Origin of the sequence: Bacteroides sp. 41_26 (genome assembly GCF_949740115.1) — a bacterium.
GTDB lineage: Bacteria > Bacteroidota > Bacteroidia > Bacteroidales > Bacteroidaceae > Bacteroides > Bacteroides nordii.
In genome coordinates this window covers 71055-91865 of sequence record NZ_CATJGZ010000086.1, presented here as the reverse complement: position 1 = coordinate 91865, position 20811 = coordinate 71055, and the positions used below count along the sequence as shown (strand labels likewise).

The 20811-nt window shown below is 39.5% G+C and carries 12 protein-coding genes; all 12 read left to right on the top strand.

The window, feature by feature from the left end; translation table 11 throughout:
* Position 1: 1 nt before the first annotated feature.
* The 12 genes from tig to QX565_RS12890 all read left to right on the top strand — a co-directional run bounded on the left by tig (position 2) and on the right by QX565_RS12890 (position 20785).
* Positions 2-1357 carry a trigger factor gene (gene tig / locus QX565_RS12945; protein WP_289292960.1) on the top strand — a complete coding sequence of 452 codons (1356 nt, stop codon included), beginning with the start codon at positions 2-4 and terminating at the stop codon, positions 1355-1357.
* A gap of 138 nt (positions 1358-1495) precedes the next feature.
* Positions 1496-2158, top strand: a complete 663-nt coding sequence (gene clpP / locus QX565_RS12940; RefSeq protein WP_002562365.1) for an ATP-dependent Clp endopeptidase proteolytic subunit ClpP — start codon at positions 1496-1498, stop codon at positions 2156-2158.
* A gap of 2 nt (positions 2159-2160) precedes the next feature.
* Positions 2161-3408 (top strand): ATP-dependent Clp protease ATP-binding subunit ClpX, encoded by a 1248-nt coding sequence (clpX, locus tag QX565_RS12935; protein ID WP_289292959.1) that lies wholly within the window; start codon positions 2161-2163, stop codon positions 3406-3408.
* A gap of 166 nt (positions 3409-3574) precedes the next feature.
* Entirely contained in the window at positions 3575-5755 is a 2181-nt protein-coding gene (gene recQ / locus QX565_RS12930; protein ID WP_289292958.1) for a DNA helicase RecQ, read from the top strand.
* Between the two features lie 755 nt (positions 5756-6510).
* Positions 6511-9438, top strand: a complete 2928-nt coding sequence (locus tag QX565_RS12925) for a SusC/RagA family TonB-linked outer membrane protein (RefSeq protein ID WP_289292957.1) — start codon at positions 6511-6513, stop codon at positions 9436-9438.
* A 17-nt stretch (positions 9439-9455) separates the two neighbouring features.
* On the top strand, positions 9456-10985 hold the full coding sequence (locus QX565_RS12920; protein WP_289292956.1) for a RagB/SusD family nutrient uptake outer membrane protein: 1530 nt from the start codon (positions 9456-9458) through the stop codon (positions 10983-10985).
* 11 nt (positions 10986-10996) lie between these two features.
* Positions 10997-11899 carry a DUF4984 domain-containing protein gene (locus QX565_RS12915; protein WP_289292955.1) on the top strand — a complete coding sequence of 301 codons (903 nt, stop codon included), beginning with the start codon at positions 10997-10999 and terminating at the stop codon, positions 11897-11899.
* A 20-nt stretch (positions 11900-11919) separates the two neighbouring features.
* Entirely contained in the window at positions 11920-13773 is a 1854-nt protein-coding gene (locus QX565_RS12910) for a hypothetical protein (protein ID WP_289292954.1), read from the top strand.
* Positions 13774-13791: 18 nt separating this feature from the next.
* Positions 13792-16401: a DUF4458 domain-containing protein gene (locus QX565_RS12905; RefSeq protein ID WP_289292953.1), complete on the top strand. Its 2610-nt coding sequence runs from the start codon at positions 13792-13794 to the stop codon at positions 16399-16401.
* A gap of 11 nt (positions 16402-16412) precedes the next feature.
* Complete coding sequence (locus tag QX565_RS12900) at positions 16413-18125, top strand: BACON domain-containing protein (protein ID WP_221649784.1); 1713 nt, start codon at positions 16413-16415, stop codon at positions 18123-18125.
* Positions 18126-18138: 13 nt separating this feature from the next.
* Positions 18139-19626 (top strand): leucine-rich repeat domain-containing protein, encoded by a 1488-nt coding sequence (locus tag QX565_RS12895; RefSeq protein WP_221649783.1) that lies wholly within the window; start codon positions 18139-18141, stop codon positions 19624-19626.
* A gap of 97 nt (positions 19627-19723) precedes the next feature.
* Positions 19724-20785, top strand: a complete 1062-nt coding sequence (locus QX565_RS12890) for a hypothetical protein (protein ID WP_221649782.1) — start codon at positions 19724-19726, stop codon at positions 20783-20785.
* Positions 20786-20811 lie beyond the last annotated feature (26 nt).

Sequence of the window (20811 nt, the reverse complement as noted above, 5' to 3'; positions counted from 1 at the left end):
AATGAACGTTTCATTTCAAAACATTGACAAAGTAAGCGCATTGCTTACAGTAAAGCTGGAAAAAGCTGATTATCAGGAAAAAGTAGATAAATCTTTGAAGACATTCCGTCAAAAAGCTCAGATTCCGGGATTCCGTAAAGGGATGGTACCGATGAGCCTGGTGAAGAAAATGTATGGTAAATCAGTGGTTGCTGAGGAAGTAAATAAACTTCTTTCAGAAAAAGTATATGATTATATTAAGAGTAATAATATAAATATGCTGGGCGAACCAATGCCTAACGAAGAAAAGCAGCAGGTGATTGATTTCGATACAATGGAAGATTTTGAATTTGTATTTGATATTGCTTTGGCACCTGAATTTAAGGCAGAAGTAAGTAGTAGTGATAAGGTAGACTACTATACAATCGAAGTAACTGATGCAATGGTAGACAACCAGGTGAAAGCTTATACACAGCGTAATGGTAAATACGAACAGGTTGCTGCTTACGAAGATAACGATATGCTGAAAGGTCTGATTGCAGAACTGGATGAAAACGGTAATACTAAAGAAGGTGGCATCCAGGTAGAAGGTGCAGTATTGATGCCTTCTTATATGAAGAACGATGAGCAGAAAGCTATCTTTGCCAATGCAAAAGTAAATGATGTATTGGTGTTCAATCCGAATACTGCATATGACGGACATGCTGCTGAAATCGCATCGTTACTGAAGATTGAAAAAGAGGCTGCTGCTGAAGTGAAATCTGATTTCAGTTTCCAAGTGGAAGAAATTACTCGTTTTGTGTCAGGTGAATTGAATCAGGAAATCTTTGACCAGGTATTTGGCGAAGGTGTTGTGAAGACTGAAGAAGAATTCCGTGCTAAAATTAAGGAAAGCATTGCTGAGCAGCTTGTAGCCGACAGTGACTATAAATTCCTGATTGACGCTCGTAAGATGTTGATGGAAAAGGTGGGTAAACTTGAATTCCCGGATGCATTACTGAAACGTGTAATGTTGCTGAACAACAAAGAGAAAGGCGAAGAATTCGTAGCTGAAAACTATGACAAGAGCATTGAGGAACTGACTTGGCACCTGATTAAAGAACAATTGGTGAAAGACAACGAAATTAAAGTTGAGCAGGAAGATGTAATCAAGATGGCTAAAGATGCTACCAAAGGACAGTTTGCTCAGTATGGTATGATGACAGTGCCCGAGGATATTCTTGAAAACTACGCTCAGGAAATGCTTAAGAAAAAAGAAAATGTTGATGGCCTTGTAGGTCGCGTGGTTGAAGCTAAATTGGCTACAGCGCTGAAAGCTAAGGTGACACTGAACAACAAGACTGTTCCGATGGAAGAATTTAACAAGATGTTCGAATAATATCCTTTTACAGGAAAGAACATAAAGTCACAGAAACACAGAGTTTTTATAAAATTATAACTCTGTGTTTTTTTGTGTCTCTGTGTTCTTTTTTGTTTCTTTGCAGTTACATATTAAAAATAAGAAAGGAACATAAAAATGGATGATTTTAGAAAATACGCAACCAAGCATTTAGGAATGAACAGCTTGGCACTGGATGATGTGATTAAATCACAGGCTGGGTATTTGAATCCCTATATTCTTGAAGAAAGACAACTCAATGTAACACAACTTGATGTGTTCTCGCGTCTGATGATGGACCGCATTATCTTTCTTGGTACCCAGATAGATGATTATACAGCCAATACTTTACAGGCTCAGTTATTATATCTGGATTCAGTGGATCCAGGTAAAGACATCTCTATCTATATTAACTCTCCGGGAGGATCTGTGTATGCCGGATTGGGCATCTATGATACAATGCAATTCATTTCCAGTGATGTGGCTACTATCTGTACGGGTATGGCTGCTTCTATGGCTGCTGTTCTGCTGGTAGCGGGCACAGAGGGCAAACGCTCCGCTTTAAAGCATTCACGCGTAATGATTCACCAGCCGATGGGGGGGGCACAAGGACAGGCTTCGGACATCGAAATCACTGCCCGCGAAATAATGAAGTTAAAGAAAGAACTCTATACTATTATTGCAGACCATTCTCATACAGACTTTGAAAAGGTATGGGCGGATTCTGACCGTGATTACTGGATGACAGCAGAAGAAGCCAAGGAGTATGGTATGGTAGACGAAGTGTTGATTAAAAAATAAAAATGGCTGAATCAAAAAATAATAAAAAGAGATGTAGTTTTTGCGGCCGTACGGAGAATGAAGTCGGCTTCCTGATAACAGGAATGAACGGCTATATTTGCGATAGTTGTGCTACCCAGGCTTATGAGATAACTCAGGAAGCGTTGGGGGCTGACAAAAAGGGCGTAGGAACTACAACACTGAATCTGAAAGAACTGCCTAAACCGGTAGAAATTAAAAAGTTTCTGGATCAGTATATTATCGGACAGGATGATGCGAAACGATTCCTGTCTGTGTCAGTGTATAACCACTATAAACGTCTTTTGCAGAAAGATACAGGAGATGATGTGGAGATTGAAAAGTCGAACATTATTATGGTGGGAAGTACCGGAACCGGAAAAACTTTATTGGCACGTACAATTGCGAAGCTGTTACATGTGCCGTTTACTATTGTAGATGCTACAGTGCTTACTGAGGCTGGTTATGTAGGAGAAGACATCGAGAGTATTCTCACTCGTCTGCTCCAGGTAGCCGATTATAATGTACCCGAGGCAGAACAGGGAATTGTATTTATAGATGAAATAGATAAGATTGCCCGTAAAGGTGATAATCCTTCTATTACCCGTGATGTTAGTGGTGAAGGCGTACAACAAGGGCTACTCAAACTATTGGAAGGGTCTGTTGTGAATGTACCGCCTCAGGGTGGCCGTAAACATCCGGATCAGAAAATGATTCCTGTGAACACCAAAAATATTCTGTTTATTTGTGGTGGCGCTTTCGATGGTATTGAAAAGAAGATAGCACAACGCTTGAATACGCATGTAGTAGGCTATAGCGCTTCACGTAAGACAGCTACGATTGATAAAAGCAATATGATGCAGTATATTGCACCGCAAGACCTGAAATCATTCGGGTTGATACCCGAAATTATTGGTCGTTTGCCGGTGCTTACTTATCTGAATCCGTTGGATCGTGATGCACTTCGTGCGATACTGACCGAACCGAAAAACTCTATTATCCGTCAATATGTGAAGTTATTTGAGATGGATGGAGTCAAACTGACGTTTCAGGATGAGGTGTTTGAGTACATCGTAGATAAAGCAGTTGAATATAAGCTCGGAGCACGCGGATTGCGTTCCATTGTAGAGACAATCATGATGGATGTCATGTTTGAAATCCCTTCGGAAAATGAAAAAGAGTACGAAGTAACATTGGACTATGCGAAACAGCAGCTGGAAAAAGCAAATATAGCAAGATTGCAAACTGCTTAAAATCAAAAGGTAAGAAGTATCGGATGGTTCGTTTCTGTTTTTTATTGAAAAATATTAGTCGAATTATGCTTGATATTTAAGAAGTTGTTTATAACTTTGTTAGAGCTCTTTTACAGAAAGAGTTTTTAAAGTTAAACCATGAACTGAATAAAACAACCTATTTAAGATGGCAGGGAAGATTAATTTGACAGACCAACTGAAACAGTATTTCGGATTTGATAAATTCAAAGGAAATCAGGAAGCGATCATTCAGAACTTGCTTAATGGTGGCGATACTTTTGTGTTGATGCCTACCGGTGGCGGCAAATCTTTATGCTATCAGTTGCCTTCTCTTTTGATGGAGGGTACGGGAATTGTTATTTCTCCATTGATTGCATTGATGAAGAATCAAGTGGATGCAATGCGTAACTTCAGTGAGGAGGATGGTATAGCCCATTTTATTAATTCTTCATTAAATAAAGGTGCGATAGATCAGGTGAAGTCTGATATTCTTGCCGGAAAGACAAAGTTGCTGTATGTGGCTCCTGAGTCATTGACAAAGGAAGAGAATGTGGAATTTTTGCGGTCAGTAAAAATCTCGTTTTACGCAGTAGATGAGGCTCACTGTATTTCGGAATGGGGACATGATTTCCGTCCGGAATATCGAAGAATACGTCCTATTATTAATGAGATAGGCAAAGCGCCACTTATTGCGCTTACAGCAACTGCAACACCCAAAGTGCAACACGACATCCAGAAGAATCTGGGAATGGTAGACGCACAAGTCTTTAAATCGTCGTTTAATCGGCCGAACTTATATTATGAAGTACGTCCGAAGACTACAAATATAGATAGAGATATCATTAAGTTTATCCGAAATAATCCGGAAAAGTCAGGTATTATTTACTGTCTGAGCCGGAAAAAAGTGGAGGAACTTGCTGAAATTCTTCAGGCGAATGGTATTAATGCGCGAGCTTATCATGCAGGTATGGATTCGGCTACAAGAACTCAAAACCAGGATGACTTCCTGATGGAAAAAATTGATGTGATTGTGGCAACCATTGCTTTTGGTATGGGCATCGATAAACCGGATGTCAGGTATGTAATGCATTATGATATACCAAAGAGTTTGGAGGGATACTATCAGGAGACAGGACGTGCCGGTAGAGATGGCTGTGAGGGTAAGTGTATTACCTTTTATACCAATAAAGACTTGCAGAAACTGGAGAAGTTTATGCAAGGCAAACCTGTGGCAGAACAGGAAATAGGCAAGCAGCTTCTGCTGGAAACTGCTGCATATGCCGAATCTTCCGTTTGTCGCCGTAAGACCTTACTACATTACTTCGGCGAAGAGTATACGGAAGATAATTGTGGAAATTGTGACAACTGTTTAAACCCTAAAAAACAAGTGGAGGCTCAAGAATTATTGTGTGCTGTGATTGAAGCGGTCATAGCGGTAAAAGAAAACTTTAAGGCAGACTATATAATAGATATTTTACAAGGAAGAGAAACTTCTGAAATACAAGCACATTTACATGAAGATCTGGAAGTATTCGGATCGGGTATGGGCGAAGAAGATAAAACCTGGAACGCTGTTATTCGTCAGGCATTAATTGCCGGTTACCTAAGTAAAGACGTTGAGAATTATGGTCTGTTGAAAGTGACAGAGGAAGGACATAAGTTTCTGAAGAAACCTAAATCGTTTAAAATTACAGAAGATAATGATTTTGAAGAGGTAGAAGAAGAAACTCCGGCCAGAGGTGGTGGATCTTGTGCTGTAGATCCGGCACTTTACTCTATGCTTAAAGACTTACGGAAAAAACTTTCTAAGAAACTGGAAGTTCCCCCTTATGTTATTTTCCAGGATCCTTCTTTGGAAGCAATGGCAACGATCTATCCGGTAACGCTTGATGAACTTCAGAATATTCCGGGAGTTGGTGCTGGAAAAGCAAAACGTTATGGTGAGGAGTTCTGCAAACTGATTAAGCGTCATTGTGAAGAGAATGAGATAGAACGTCCTGAGGACTTACGGGTGCGTACTGTTGCCAATAAATCTAAGTTAAAGGTTGCTATCATTCAGGCTATTGACCGTAAAGTTGCATTGGATGATATTGCTTTGTCTAAAGGAATTGAATTCGGTGAACTATTGGATGAAGTAGAGGCAATTGTTTATTCGGGCACAAAACTGAATATTGATTATTTTCTTGATGAGATAATGGATGAAGATCACATGCTTGATATTTATGATTATTTCAAAGAATCAACAACAGACAAAATAGATGATGCCCTGGATGAATTGGGAGATGAGTTTACCGAAGAGGAAGTGCGTCTGGTGCGTATCAAGTTTATCTCGGAAATGGCTAATTAAAAAACAGCAAAATATTTTTTGCGGAGAATAGTAAAAGTCCGGTTACCTGTTGAGGTAGCCGGACTTTTTTTATGAAGGAAAATGAAGGTTTCTTTTTGCAATGTTGTAATACTGAATTGTTATAAAAACACGACTTTTCCCTTTCATTTGGATGGAAATGGGAAATTTTAACAATAAAGTAGGAGTTTTTACGGAATTATATTTAACTTTGTAGCATAAAATAAAAAAATACAAGTATAAGTTTCACACCTGACAAAACAAGTTTATCATGAATGGAGACTATTTAATAAATGTATTAACTGCACACGCTCTGAATATTTGGGTCAAGATAAAAAAGTGCCCTGTCTGAATATCTTCTCTTGAGCTGTTATAATAATGTATTCAAAAGTGATTTTCTCACTTTTGCTCTTTTCTGTATACATTGAAATTGCTCATACTATAAATATCCTAACGAAAAGATTTTTTTTATTATAATCAATGTTATCACACCTGACAAAACAAGTTTATCATGGATGAAGATTACTTAATTGCTGTTTTTCCTGTACATGCTTTAAAAAATATTTGGGTCAAGATAAAAAAGTGGCCTGTTTGAATACTCTCTTTTAATCGTATTAAAGTTTATGCGAAAATAGTTACCCTCTTTTAAAGAGGGCTGGATTTGTTTTATCATATCTGATTGCATCCCCTGCCTTTGTACGCATATGAATAGTCTAAATAGTATATAGAATAAAGTTTAATTAAAAAGAACGCAGAAGATGAGAAAAAGTATCCTTTTGTTTGTACTTTTTTCAGTTTTGCATATCTCAATGCTCTATGCACAGGGGTATGTTGTGAGCGGACATATCATTTCGGTTGAAGATAATCAGCCTTTGATAGGTGTTTCTGTCCTGGAAAAAGGTACAACGAATGGTGTAATTACCGATATAGATGGTAATTACAGACTGAATGTAACAAAGTCTCCGGCAACCTTGCAATTCTCTTATATAGGAATGACAATGGTAGAAAAGCAGGTGACAGGTACTTCAACAATTAATGTTACAATGGAAAATGCCACTCAAATGGTGGACGAAGTTGTAGTAGTAGCTTACGGGGTAAAGAAAAAAGGGACAATAGCCGGTTCGGTTTCCGTAGTTAAAGGGGATAAGATCGAAAATACACCCACAGCCAGCTTCGATCAGGCACTACAAGGTAAGTCTGCCGGATTAACCGTTTTACAGAATACAGGAGAACCGAGTGCTGCTGCCAGTTTTCAGATTCGCGGAACGAATTCAATTAATGCAGGTACTGCACCTCTTTTTATAATGGATGGAGTTGCTATCTCTGCTGATGATTTTTCGTCTATCAATCCCAATGATATAGAAAGTTTTACAGTACTGAAGGATGCATCGTCTACTTCAATTTACGGAGCTCGTGCTGCCAATGGTGTGATTGTAATTACAACAAAGAGGGGGCGTACGGCTGAAAAAGGAAAAATCATTCTTCGTGCTCAATATGGTTTTTCTGATCTGGCCTATGGCAAGTGGGACCAGATGAATACAACGGAACGCCTTAACTATGAGGAACAGATTGGGTTACGCGTGCCGGGTACGTATGACCGTGAAGCATTAGAGCGCATTGATATAAACTGGCGCGATGTAATATACAATAATAATGCCCCCATGTATTCTTATGAATTGAGTACATCGGGTGGAAGTAACAAGTTCAACTATTTTGTTTCAGCAGCTTATTTCGGTCAGGAAGGTATTGCGGTAGGATCTGATTTTGAACGCTATTCGGTTCGTGCCAATTTGGAAGTCCGCCCGGTGGAATGGTTGAAAATCGGCACGAATACTTCTTTGTCATATGAAAAAATAAAGGAAGCAGATGAAGGTGATTATAATGTAGTAACTCCGGTTTCGGCTTCTAAGTTTATGTTACCTTATTGGAATCCTTATAAGGAAGACGGCTCTTATACATCTATAGGAGACGGTTCCTGGAATGGTACGAATCAGAATCCTTTGGAGTGGCTGGATAATAATCCGGTAAAACGGAATCGTATGAAGGTATTGACCAGTCTGTTTGCTGAGTTGAGACCCATTGAAGGATTGGTACTACGTACTGTCGGAGGTCTCGATGCATCGGACAATCGTCTGACTGCTACCTCTAATCCTTCGTACGTCCCTAATTATGGTTCCGGTACGGTAGCCAAATCATTTGAGCGTTATAGTAACCTGACATGGACAAATACTGCCAATTATACATTTACGATAAAGGACGATCACAATATTAGCCTGCTGCTTGGACAAGAGGCGGTTATTAACCAGTCTGAAGGATTCAATGTAACCACAAGAGGACAATCCAATGACAAACTGTTGACCATGGCTACTGCCACCTCTGCCACTTCATGGGACGACATTGTATCAGAAGCTACTTATTTGTCCTTCTTCGGGCGTGCGGAATATAACTATAGTAATAAGTATTATGCTGATTTTTCAGTTCGTAGAGACGGTTCTTCCAAGTTCGGTAAGGATGCACGTTGGGCCAACTTCTGGTCGGTAGGTGCAATGTGGAATCTGAAATCAGAAGACTTTTTAAAGGATATAGATTGGCTGACCAATCTTCAATTGATTGCAAGTATCGGAACATCGGGGAACTCTTCCATTCCTAATTATGATCATACAGCCTTGTTTGCGGCTGGGCCGCAGTATTCCGGTAAAACAGGTATTGCACCTTATTCACGTGGAAATGAGGACTTAACCTGGGAAAAGTTAATGACTACCAATGTTGGTGTGAAGATCGGGATTTTTGACCGTTTGAACCTGAACGTTGAGTTCTATAATAAAAAGACAACCGACATGTTGATGGAAGTTCCCATAACTTTTGGTAATGGTTTCAGTACTAAATGGGATAATATCGGAGCAATGATTAACAGAGGAGTGGAGTTTGATGTGGATGCAGATATTATTCGTACGAAAGACTTTACATGGAATATCTCAGCAAATGCTTCTTATAATCATAATGAAATAACAGAATTGTATAACGGTTTGGATGAATATGAAATAAGTACGACTGGGTTACTTTTGAAAGTAGGACATTCTTATGGTGAATTTCATGCAGTACGTTATGCCGGAGTTAATCCAGCCAATGGCGATGCTTTATGGTACACTAAAGAGGGAGAACTGACAAATCGTTTTAGCAATGAAGACCGTGTGCTATTGGGTAAATCTTATGTAGCTCCTTGGCAAGGTGGTTTTGGTACAACCTTTTCTTATAAAGGTATTCAGCTATCTGCCCTGTTTAGTTGGGTAGCAGACCGTTGGATGATGAATAATGATCGCTTCTTTGATGAAAGTAATGGTACATATGCTGTTTATAACCAATCTGCTAAATTATTAAATCGCTGGCAGAAACCTGGTGATATAACAGAAATTCCCCGTGATGGAGCCCAGACGCAGCTTGATAGCCATTTGGTAGAAGATGCTTCGTTCATGCGTTTGAAAAATTTGGCGCTTAGTTATACTTTCCCGCAATCGTTATTGAAAAAGACAAAAGTGATAGAACGTGCTAAAGTATTTGGGCAAGCACAGAATTTATTGACTTTCACTAAGTTCACAGGTCTGGATCCGGAATCTAATTTGAATATGTACCGGGCGTCGTATCCGTTGTCCCGTCAGTTCTCATTCGGCATTGAAGTTACATTCTAATAAGTAGAAGAAAAAGTATGAAAAAGATAAGAATATATTTATTAGTGGCACTATTGTGTGGAATGTCCTCCTGTAGTGATTTTCTGGACAGATACCCGGATACAGCTGTGCCCGAAGAAGAATCGATGACCGATCTGGTGTCCAGTGAACAAATTGTAATCGGTATTTACAGTAGTTTTAAGAACTCGGCTCTGTATAGCGGAACTTTAACCTTGGCCCCCGATGTACAGACTGATCTGGTATATGCTGTTAAAGGGTATACAAATGTATATGGCCCGATGTATCGTTGGGATTTCCGGGATAGTGATACCAGCATTGAGTCGGTGTATTCGGGTTTGTATCAAGTGATAGCCCGTTGTAATTTCTTTATGGATCATAAAGATGAAGTATATAGTAAACTAACAACAGAGGCTGATAAAACTACTTTCAAGAAATATGAAGGGGATGTTTATTTTTTCCGTGCGTTAGCTTATTCTGATTTGATACGTATGTATTGTGAGGCTTATGATCCGGATAATGCGGAAAACCAGCTGGGAGTTTCTTTGTATTTGCGCTATCGCAAAGAGGGTGAAGACAGTTCTATTGAACCTCGTTCTTCATTAGCCGATTCTTATAAGCAAGTATTAAGCGATCTGGAACAAGCGGAGAAATATGCAACCCGTAAGGGAGCAGATACGCAGTGGATTACAATAGGAGCCGTGCAGACTTTGAAAACAAGAGTTTTTCTTCATATGAAGAATTGGGAAAAGGTGATAGAGTATGCTACAAAGGTAGTTGACTCTAAAGTATATACCTTGGCCGATGCAATGAAAGCAAAATGGGTAGATGAAGAAACTGGTAATACGATGACCGACTATCAACGGATGTGGAAATATGATGAAGGTGATGAAGTGATCTGGCGTGTACAAATGAGTACGACGGATAGAGGCGGAGCTTTGGGAACAATTTTCCTGAATTATAATAATGTGGCTTATCTGCCCGATTATGTACCGGCAAAATGGTTACTCGATTCATATAGTGCAAATGATATGCGCTATTCTGCTTTCTTTTATTCCATTAAGACCGGATATTCTCATGGATTAACCTGGCCTATTGTTATCAAATATTTGGGTAATGCGGATATTGATGCCGGTGTTGGTAAGTATTATACAAATATGCCTAAAGTATTGCGTTATGCTGAAGTCTTTTTGAACCGTGCTGAGGCTTATGCACAATTGGGAAAAACGAAAGAGGCCAATAATGATTTGACTAAGTTGAGAAGAGCGCGTATTGCAGATTATGGCAGTGCATCCTATACTCAGGATAAACTGATGAAAGCAATTCAGGATGAACGTGCAAAAGAATTATTTATGGAAGGTTTCCGTTTGTCTGATTTGAAGCGTTGGAATTTGGGTTTTGAACGTATGCCCCAAACCGGAACGATAGATGGAGCTTTAAATAATTCATTGAAAATAGGAAAAGACAATCCGGCCTTTATATGGCCTATCCCGAAACATGAACTTGATGCTTCGATGGGATTGGTTAAACCAAATGAAAGCAATAAATAAGAGAGATGATTATGAAGAAAAGTATATATAGTTTATGTACACTGTTTGCAATTCTACTGGTAGGTTGTGACAGTAAAGAGGTGCTTTATTCAGATGCTTCGTATGTCATGTTTACCGATTCTGCCATGGTAATGCCTGTGACGGTGAATTCGGAAAGAACTTTTGATGTTGTGGTTGCTGCCACTCAGGCAACGGATTATGACCGGAATTATGTGGTTAGTGTAGATGTAGATCATACGAATGCCATTGAAGGATATCATTTTGAGCTTTTGAATAAGAATGTTTTGATAAAATCGGGTGAGCGGACAGGAACTGTAACGATAAAGGGGTATTTTGATAATATGAATCGTACAGATAGCCTGGCAGTGACTTTGAAACTGATCAACGATAAGAATGAAACGATGAGCCTGTATGGGAATAAGACAAATATTTTTTTATTTAAATGCTATCCGTTTAATATAAATGATTACATAGGTGATCTGCGTATGACATGTACATTCCCATTCAGTGAGGACTCAAAGAGTTTTTTAGTGAAAAGCGAGAAAGTAGACGATCATACTATACTTATCAAGGCACCCTTTGACGACAGTTATGATTTAAAGGTCAAATTTAATGCGTCGGATGAGGAACCGATGAATGATGGAGTAACTGTTGTGGAACAGGAAGCGTTTCTTGACGCAGGATATGGATTAGTTTTTGCACAATCGGTGGCAAGTAATCCGAGCTTTTTCATAACAGCAGATAGAGGAGTAGTTCTCTATTTGAATATATTCCTTCCTAAAGTGGGTTCATTTGGAACGTACCTGTATATATTTGAGTGGATTAGCCCTTATGAGGCTGAAGCAGAAAAGAACGGTATTACTCCTCCTTATGACATTAAAGTACAGCCTAAGGGATATTCATTGAAGAAATAATCGATTAAAAGAAAGAAAATATGAATACAATTACCCATTTGAAAAATCGGTTGGGCTATTGGGCGTTACTCGTAATGACCTTTGCCATTGTAGCCTGCTCGGATGATAAGGAAGAATCACCGGAGGTGCAGGGAAAAACAACGTTTGATGTTGAAGATATAGTTTTTGTAAGTGAAAAAGGAGAACAGGAGACAACCTTCTCTTTTGAAGCAGGAAATGAATGGACGGCTTCTTTTTCGGAAGGTGGCAGTGTGTTTTTCTCGGCTTCACAAACTAAAGGAAGTAAAGGCAAAGCGGAAATTACCATACAACCTTTGAGAACAAACCTGGAAGCACAGGTACGTACAGCGGAACTCCGTATATCAGTTGTTGGAGATGAAACGGTATATGTAGTGAAGATCTCTCAATTGGGCAAAGGGGCCAGTCTCGTGGTTGACACAGAAAGCTTGGTTTTAGAGGCAGATAATGTTGGAGAGTACTTTGTAGATACGTTGACTGTAAGTTCTGATCAAGCTTGGGAGCTGGTTGATGCAACCAGTGGAATACTTTTCTCTTTTATAGACGAACATCAGTCTGACCAGATTACTACTAAGAAGTTAGAAGTGAAAGTACTGTTTACCGATTTTGAATCAATGGTTCTGGAGGGTGGGTTCAATATTAAGGCTGGTACTACTCTAAAATATATTTCAGTGAAAGCTACAGCTGAATGTAAAGCTTATCTGACAGAAGAAATGGACGCTGCAGTTGAAAAGTTGGAATTGTTGATAGATCCCGCTACCCCTGGAGTCTATATGGCCCCTCTGTATGTTTCTTCAAATATCCAGTGGAAATTGGAATTGCCAGAATGGCTGTCTACTCCTCAGCCTACTAATATTACTGTATCGGGAACGTTGGCTACGAATCCTTTATATGTAGAAGTGCGCATAGCTGACGGTATGATTCCTGCGTCAGAAAAAGAAGATGTGATTATATTATCGGATATTCGTTCCAAGCAACTGATTACTATTCCGATCCACTTTGCCGGAATTAGTGATGATTATATTAATCATAATTTTGAGTTTCCGGCATTTGACCCGTATGGAAATGATTTTGCATTTGATCCGATACCTGGTACGGCACGGATACTCGAATTGCCATTTATGATTGAAACAGGTAAAAATTATACAGATGTAACCGATGCACCATTCAAGTTACTTTTATGTAAATGTGTGAACGGTGCACTTGAACGGACAGCTGTTCATTGGGCTACTCTGCATATAGGCGATTCTTCCAAAGATAAGACATCCAATGGGGTATACACAAAAGAACTTTATCTGGCAGCCAATCAGCGTGGTGACGAAGATGATATGAATAAGATTACTTCGATGGGAGAAGATAGAGAGGCTTACCTGTTTATTGTTCCCAATTCGGTAAGTTTTGATGATTTGTTTGAAGATCCGGTTTCTACTACTTTGAAGAGTCAGTATATAGGGTCATATATACGGCAAAAAAATGCTTTTCTGGAGTATAAGATGAGCGTAACCGGTATTGAAAATGGAGCAACAATCACCTTTCCGGCAGCAGGTGAAACCAAATCTTTTGATATGCTTTCTGATGCAGTGAAAATTTTTACATCCCGGTTAGATGTGACAGAAGTCGTAACAGGAGTTGAGAACCCACGTACTTTTGTTCCTAATGATGTAAATATTGAGTTTAAAATGAAAGATGGAGTGGTCGATTTAACGAAGTTCGTACTTGCCGTAGGAAAAAACAAGGATAAACGGGATCGTGTAATCAAGATTGAGTTCAAGGCATTTAGAGGTATTAATCCGGAAGATGGTAGTGACAATACCTTTACGATGTTTACTTTTTATATTAAACAACCATTTCAATAATTAAATATACTGTTAATAATGAAGTTATTATATCAAATATTAGGGGTGTTTGTTGCTTTTCTGGGACTTGTTTTGGCCGGAAGTTGTTCTGATGATGAAATAGCCGCTTCTCAGGAAGGTTACGGATATATGCAGCTTCAGTTGCATAAGAAGGGTGCGGACTCCCGCGCGCTGGATAGCGGAAAGGAACTCAGCTATCTGAAAGATGTACGTAAGATTCAGGTTACCTTGACGTCTGCCGATAATCAATCTTTCAGTATGGCATTGATGCCGAAGTCTGTCAGTGAGGAAGGTGCTGAATTTGGATTATCTACTGTACCGGTGCAGTTGATGCCCGGTACCTATAAGATCACTTATTTTGTTGTTTATGGAGATGAGGTGGTAGACGGACAAGCTGAAATCTTACAGTCGGGGACGCCTGACGAGGAGGTTCGTTTCCGGATAGAGAATGATCGTCTGACAGAGGTTGACTTTGCATTGGAAGCTGTTTTGTATGGTAAATATGCAGCGGTATTTGGAAAAGATTTGTCGGCTATTGAGTCTCCTCTTTCCCGCGCCACTGTTGATAACAGTAGGGTGAAATATGAAGACATTGCTTCGGCAGTGTTCACATTCAAGTATTCAAATAATGGCATTAGTTATATTGAGAGCTATCCGGTAAAGGCAAAAAAGGAAAAGAAAGCTCAGCTGTTTTCTACCGATACGATTCAGATGAAACAGGGAGATTATGTTCTGTCTCATTATAAATTGTATAATAAAAACAAGGAGCTGATCTATGCAATGGACAAAGAGCAGAATGTAAAGATTGAACATTTTAAGCTTTTACGTGATACGGTAGATGTGAAACTATATGAGACGGCAGCGATTCGTGATTACATTGCTTTGTATAACATATGGAAGGCAATGGGTGGTGAAGAGTGGTCATGGAACGGTGAAGGTTATAATATAGGTTCAAACTGGGTGTTTAAGTTTGCCGACGGTACCCCGCGTCCTATCGACATGTGGGGAGATCAGCCAGGGGTAGGGCTTGGCAGTAATGGCAGGGTTACTTCTTTGAATTTGGGAAGTTTCAATCCTAAAGGTTTTGTACCCGATGCTATCGGAGATTTAACTCAGCTCGAAATGTTGTATCTTGGAAATCATGATGAGACAGGTGCTATTGTTGGAGATGAAGGGATGGAAGGTATTCTTAGCTCTTACTTGCTTGCCCGTGAAGGAGTGGATGTACGTGCACATCGTATGGACATTGCACGTGAAAGGTTTGTTTTGAGAAGGGCGCAGCTTCAGGTAGCTTCAAAATTAAAGTATGAAAGCAGAAATGTACGTCCTGTCGTATATACCAAATATGCTGGTAAGAATAAAGGTTCCATGTCAAACCGTATTACAGGTATTTCTGAACGTATCGGCGAGCTGGCAGGTACATTGACTATGGTTTACATAGCAAATGGCTATATAGAAGAGTTACCGGAATCATTTGGCAAACTGGAAAATCTTACAGATCTTGAAATCTATAACAGCCGGATGACTACCTTTCCGGAACAGTTGAAACAATTGCCCAATCTGATTTCTTTAAACTTTTCCATGAATGGGAATCTTGATTTAGAATCGACTTATAAGAATCTGGATGACTTCTTTACGAATGGAAAATCACAGGGGACGGTTCAACTGTTGTATCTGAATGATAATAAGTTAACAAAATTGCCATTCAGTATTCGTAATATGAAAAAACTGGGAATGCTCGACTTGGCTTATAACAAGTTGGTTGAACTTCCTCCCCTTGGCAATATATCTCCTGTTCAGTTTATGGTTGATTGCAATGAACTGGGAAATGAAGCTCTGGGAGCCGGAAGTAATCCAATTCCTAATAATTTCTGTATTACAAATGATTTAGAGCTATTCTCGGCTTCTTGTAATAAGTTGAAGAAGTTTCCGGTATTGTTGTCTAACATGAAAAATGATGGTAAATATTCCATTGAGGAGATAGACCTGTCTGTCAACCAGATTGATGGTTTTGAACCAGGTTTTAAAGGGGTACGTGCAGAGAAGCTTAATCTATGTTCTAACAGATTTGCCAAGTTGCCAGTCGAATTCTCCCAACATTCGTCGGTGATTAACTTCCTTCGTCTGTCTTATAATGAAATAACGGAGGTTTCATTTGAGTCGTTTAAGAACCTGAAAGCACTGGAGGCATTGGAACTGGCAGGTAATAAGATAAAATCTATGCCGAATGAATTCAATTCGGAATATCTGCCTCACTTCTCCGGAATAGATTTGAGCCAGAATCGTTTTGTTGCATTCCCTGTCAATATCTTATATGTGAATAGCCTCAATCAGTTGATTCTTAATTCTCAGGGATATTATACCGATGCCGCTCAGAAGAAATTCAAACGTACATTGGTTGAGTGGCCCACAGGTTTGGATCAGCACATGGCTTTGAAGGTGTTGGAGGTTTCCGGTAATGACCTGCGTATGATACAAACTTTCCCGGACAATCTTAATAAGTTTGATGTTTCGGATAATCCGAATATCAAGATGACTGTTCCCTCAGCGATTATTGCTCGTATGAATGATGGCTCATTCCTACTGGTTTATGATGAGACTCAGGATATTACAAATGTTAACAACTAATGACAAAGAAGATGAAATCAATCAGATATAAAAATAGAAATATCCAGGTTTTCCTGTTAATCAGCCTGGGGATAGTTGCTCTCTTCTCTTGCAAGGACGATGACGATATTCAGTCTTCTTTTTTTGGAGTAAGCGAAGAAGAATCAGAGTTTGTTGTTCCTGATTGTGGTGATACATATGCTGTCAATCTGTCCGCAGATCAGGATTGGTATGTAGAATCGAATGCAGAGTGGTGCATGGTATCACCTGCCAATGGCAATGCTTCCACGATTTGTGAATTGCGTGTAGATACCAGCTATTTGTATAAAGAACGGGAAGCGGTTATTACATTCCGTTCCGGTTCCAAAGCCTCTCAGGTAAAGGTGTTCCAGTATGGTTATGAGAAAATCATAAAGTTGGATAAAGAGGAGGTTGAAGTAGAGGATTTTGTAGATTACGAAAAGATGTTTACTGAGTTGAATGTTACTTCAAATGTTAAGTATGAAGTAATACCGGTTGATGCTGCCCAGAAATGGGTACGTGTGAGTGTTCCGGAGAAAAAGGTCGCTTCAGTACCTCGTCCGGATAAGGTACGTTTCGATTTCGACATTTACACACAGTCGGATGCGGATCGGGTGGCTAAATTTACGTTTCGCCAGACAGATGCAAAAGAGGGTGAAATACCTATAGAAAAAACATTCACTTTCCGTCAGAAGAAATCAGAAAGAATAGTTCCGTCACGTCGGGGAGATTCACTTGCCTTATTGGCTATCAGCCGCATGATGAAGTGTTATACTGTATGGGACGTAAGTCAACCGATGATTTACTGGAATAATGTAAAGACGGAAGAGGTTGACTATAAATATGTGGATGGTGATTTTGTACGGGATACAACCGAACTGCGTGTCGTTGGGGTAAACTTTTATATATTTAATACGGATAATAGTATTCCTTTCCAGATTCGTTATTTAAATCAGTTGAAAACATTGGTTTTTACGGGTAATGAAAATAGTTATCGCAAGTCTATTAAGCTGGAGGATGACGTGACCTATCTGGATAGTTTGGAGAACCTTGCCTTTATAGGCTATGGAATTAATTCACTTCCTGCCCGGATGACTAATCTGAAGAAATTGAAGGAACTGGAAATGACCGGCAATCCTTTACAGGAATTTCCGATGGATATTATTGAGGCTTTGGATAAGGATAGTTTGCTTTATGTGAACTTGAGTAATTGTCGTCATTACGAAGCTGGTAGTAATCTTTTTACGAACAAAAAAGACAGCATTGGCTTGGGTGGTGAACTTCCGGATCGTTTATTCCGGTTGAAACGGGTGGCTTATATTCACCTGTCATACAACTATTTTGAAGGCTCTATTCCAGCTATGGAAGGCGTAGCTGATGTGATGCCGCAATTAAGGGCTTTGTCATTGAATCTGAATTATCTGTCGGGTATGATTCCCGAGTGGATATTGAAGCATAAACGATTGAAATGTTGGGACCCCTATACATTAGTCTTTAACCAGACTTACAATGGCAGGGATAGTAAGAACCGGCGTGTTGGTTTCGATAATGAACCGGATTTCATAGAAACTCCGTGTCCTGATTGGGAAGAGAATACGAACAACACGGCTCTGACTCCATCTTCGTTTGATCGCACCTTTAGATGGTTTCACTATTATGATGCAAGTAAGAAACAATATCCCAAGCTTTCATTGGATGGAAACTGGGGTGAAATAGATGATTAAAACTAAAATGATTATGAGGAAGATTAAGAATATACTGGCGATTGTCTGGACAGCTTGTTTTTTACTGGTCTTAATTTCGGCTTGTAAAGAGGATGATAAGGATGCTTTGTTGCCCAATCAGGGAGAAATTTGTTTCCAGTTTACCAAGATAACAACCTATACATTGGCCGATCTGGATGATATTGCTACCGTAAAGATTGTGTTAGAGAAAGACGGGGTAAAAATAGAACTACCCAGTTGCCCGCTTACGGGAAACACTGAATTATTGTCTACTGAAAAAGTAAGATTAGAGGAAGGACATTATAAGCTTTTAAGTTATCGGGCTTTTGGTAAGGATGCTAATTTAATTGAAAATCTGGATATTACTTTGACAGAAGATAATGAGTTTGATGTGAAAGTAGGAGAACTGCAGGAATATATTTTACCGGTGAAGGTAAAAACAGTTGTTGATCCTACTAACAACTATACCAACGTGCTTTTTGCTATTTGTAAAGAGGTATTGGGGGATGATAGAAGTAAGTGGCCACCTTCTTGGGATGTGGAAGAAACTCTGGATACCTGGGCCGGACTCTCGTTTGAGACAGATGATTATGGAAATCTGCTTTATATTACCGATTTGGATATTGACGGCGACGGGAATTTGCCTGAATTCAAACATATGAAAAAACTGTCCCGGGCGATCATCAACTTCCCGAGTATGACGGGACTGCATATCAGTAATTGCGATCTGGAAGAACTTCCCGATAATATGGGTGAATCGAGGATTGCTTCTATTTATATTGAGAATACTAATTTTAGCACCTTTCCAAAGTCTTTCCGGGATATGAAAAAGCTGAATGACCTGACACTGATAAACAATAAAGTGACGGAACTTCCAGAATCGATAGGTGAGATTAAGACACTGAGAACCATTGACGTGGTTAATGAAAAGGTAAGCGAAATACCGGCTAGCATTGTCAATCTGACGGAATTGGTCAGCTTGCGTTTTATGAATACTGAAATTAGTGAACTTCCCGATGTCTTTGACCAGCTGTACAAAATATCAACGTTGGATATGCGCAACAACAAGAACCTGAAATCGTTGCCTCCTTCCATTGCCAATACGGTAATTGGTGAAGAAGGAAACCGAACCCGTAAATATCTGCGTGGCATGTTATTGGATGGATGTTCTTTTACTTCTATACCTAAAGAGGTACAGCATGAGAATATGCAACTATTGTCTATGGCTGATAATCAAATCCAATCTGTGACGAAAGAAGAATTAGAGAAGATGCCTAATCTGCATTCGCTGATATTAGATGGTAATAAATTGCCGTTGTTTCCTGCTATGAAAAGTGATAATCTATTGATGTTGAGCTTGATTAATTGTGGATTGAAAGCTACTGATATAGATCGGAGTAATCTACCTAATCTGAGATTCCTGTTTATGACACAGGAAGAATATGATGCAGTAATGAAAGGTTATGAAGTAAACGCGGACTATCTGCTTAATAATAAATAACTCTCTCTTAAAGAAAGTTGTTAGGAAGGCTGCCGTTGTGAAGCCATAGGCCTTCCGAAACAACTTTATAGAGAGTTATTTTAATATATGAATAAGAATGAAGACTTTAAACTGTACTATTACCATACTATTAGGCTGTATATGTGCGGTCTTTACTGCTTGTAAGGACGACGACCCTATTGTGCAACCGGTTACTCCATATGAAAAGCAATATGGTGAAGCAACTGTTGTGTGGGAGGCTACTCATCAGAGCTTGTTCAATTTTAAGGGAAATCCACTCTATGTACAGGTGTCAGAAGAGAGCACGGACGACGACTTGGCAGTATTCAATGTAACCAAGAAATATCTGTTCGACAAACGAGGGCACTTGCTAATCTATAATCCAATCAATGAATTTACTGATGTAGTATCCGGCTTAACGAGAGGATGGATTACTGCCGGTGATGCTATGAGGTATTCTTATGGATATGATTCTGCCGGGAGGCTGGCGGTAGTTACCGAAACAGAGTTGGGAGGCACTTCCGTCGTTTATGAATTGAAATACGGCACTCATGCTGTATACGTACCTTTTCCTTTATCATTTGCTGGTTTACCTCTCTTCTTGCTGAAAGGATTGGTCGCGGTAGAAGGTGATAATGGCTTCAAATACGAATTTGATGGAGAGAAAGCTGTTTGCGAGACTGACAGCTGGATGGGGATTACCCGAACAGAGTACTTGTTTCGGAACTCTTACCCGTCAATGTGTACCAAACAGCTGATCAGAGGTGACGAGGTACTTCAGCATGAAGAAACGGTCTATGCTTTCGGAGAGAAAGGGTTATTGCTTGGAATGACAATTTCCGTCCGTACCAATGATGATCCCGATATGGTTCAGAAGCAATCATTGATTTATGCTTCTCCCTGGTTACAGGTAAAGGAAGTTGCTTATGAAGCCGGATTGGTGCAAGAAAGAACTGTGTATGCATATACAGAAGAGGGTTTTCTACTCTCTGCCACTAAGAGCGATAACGAGGAAAATATGGCATCTGTCCATTTGAACGCTTATGAGCTGGATGTGCAAGGAAACTGGACTTTTGCCGAGCGTGTCATCAAAGGCTACTTTAATGATTATTGGCCGGAGGGTACGATGACTTTGAAACAAGAATTTTCTTATAAATAAACTTAGTAATTAATTAAAATTTAGTG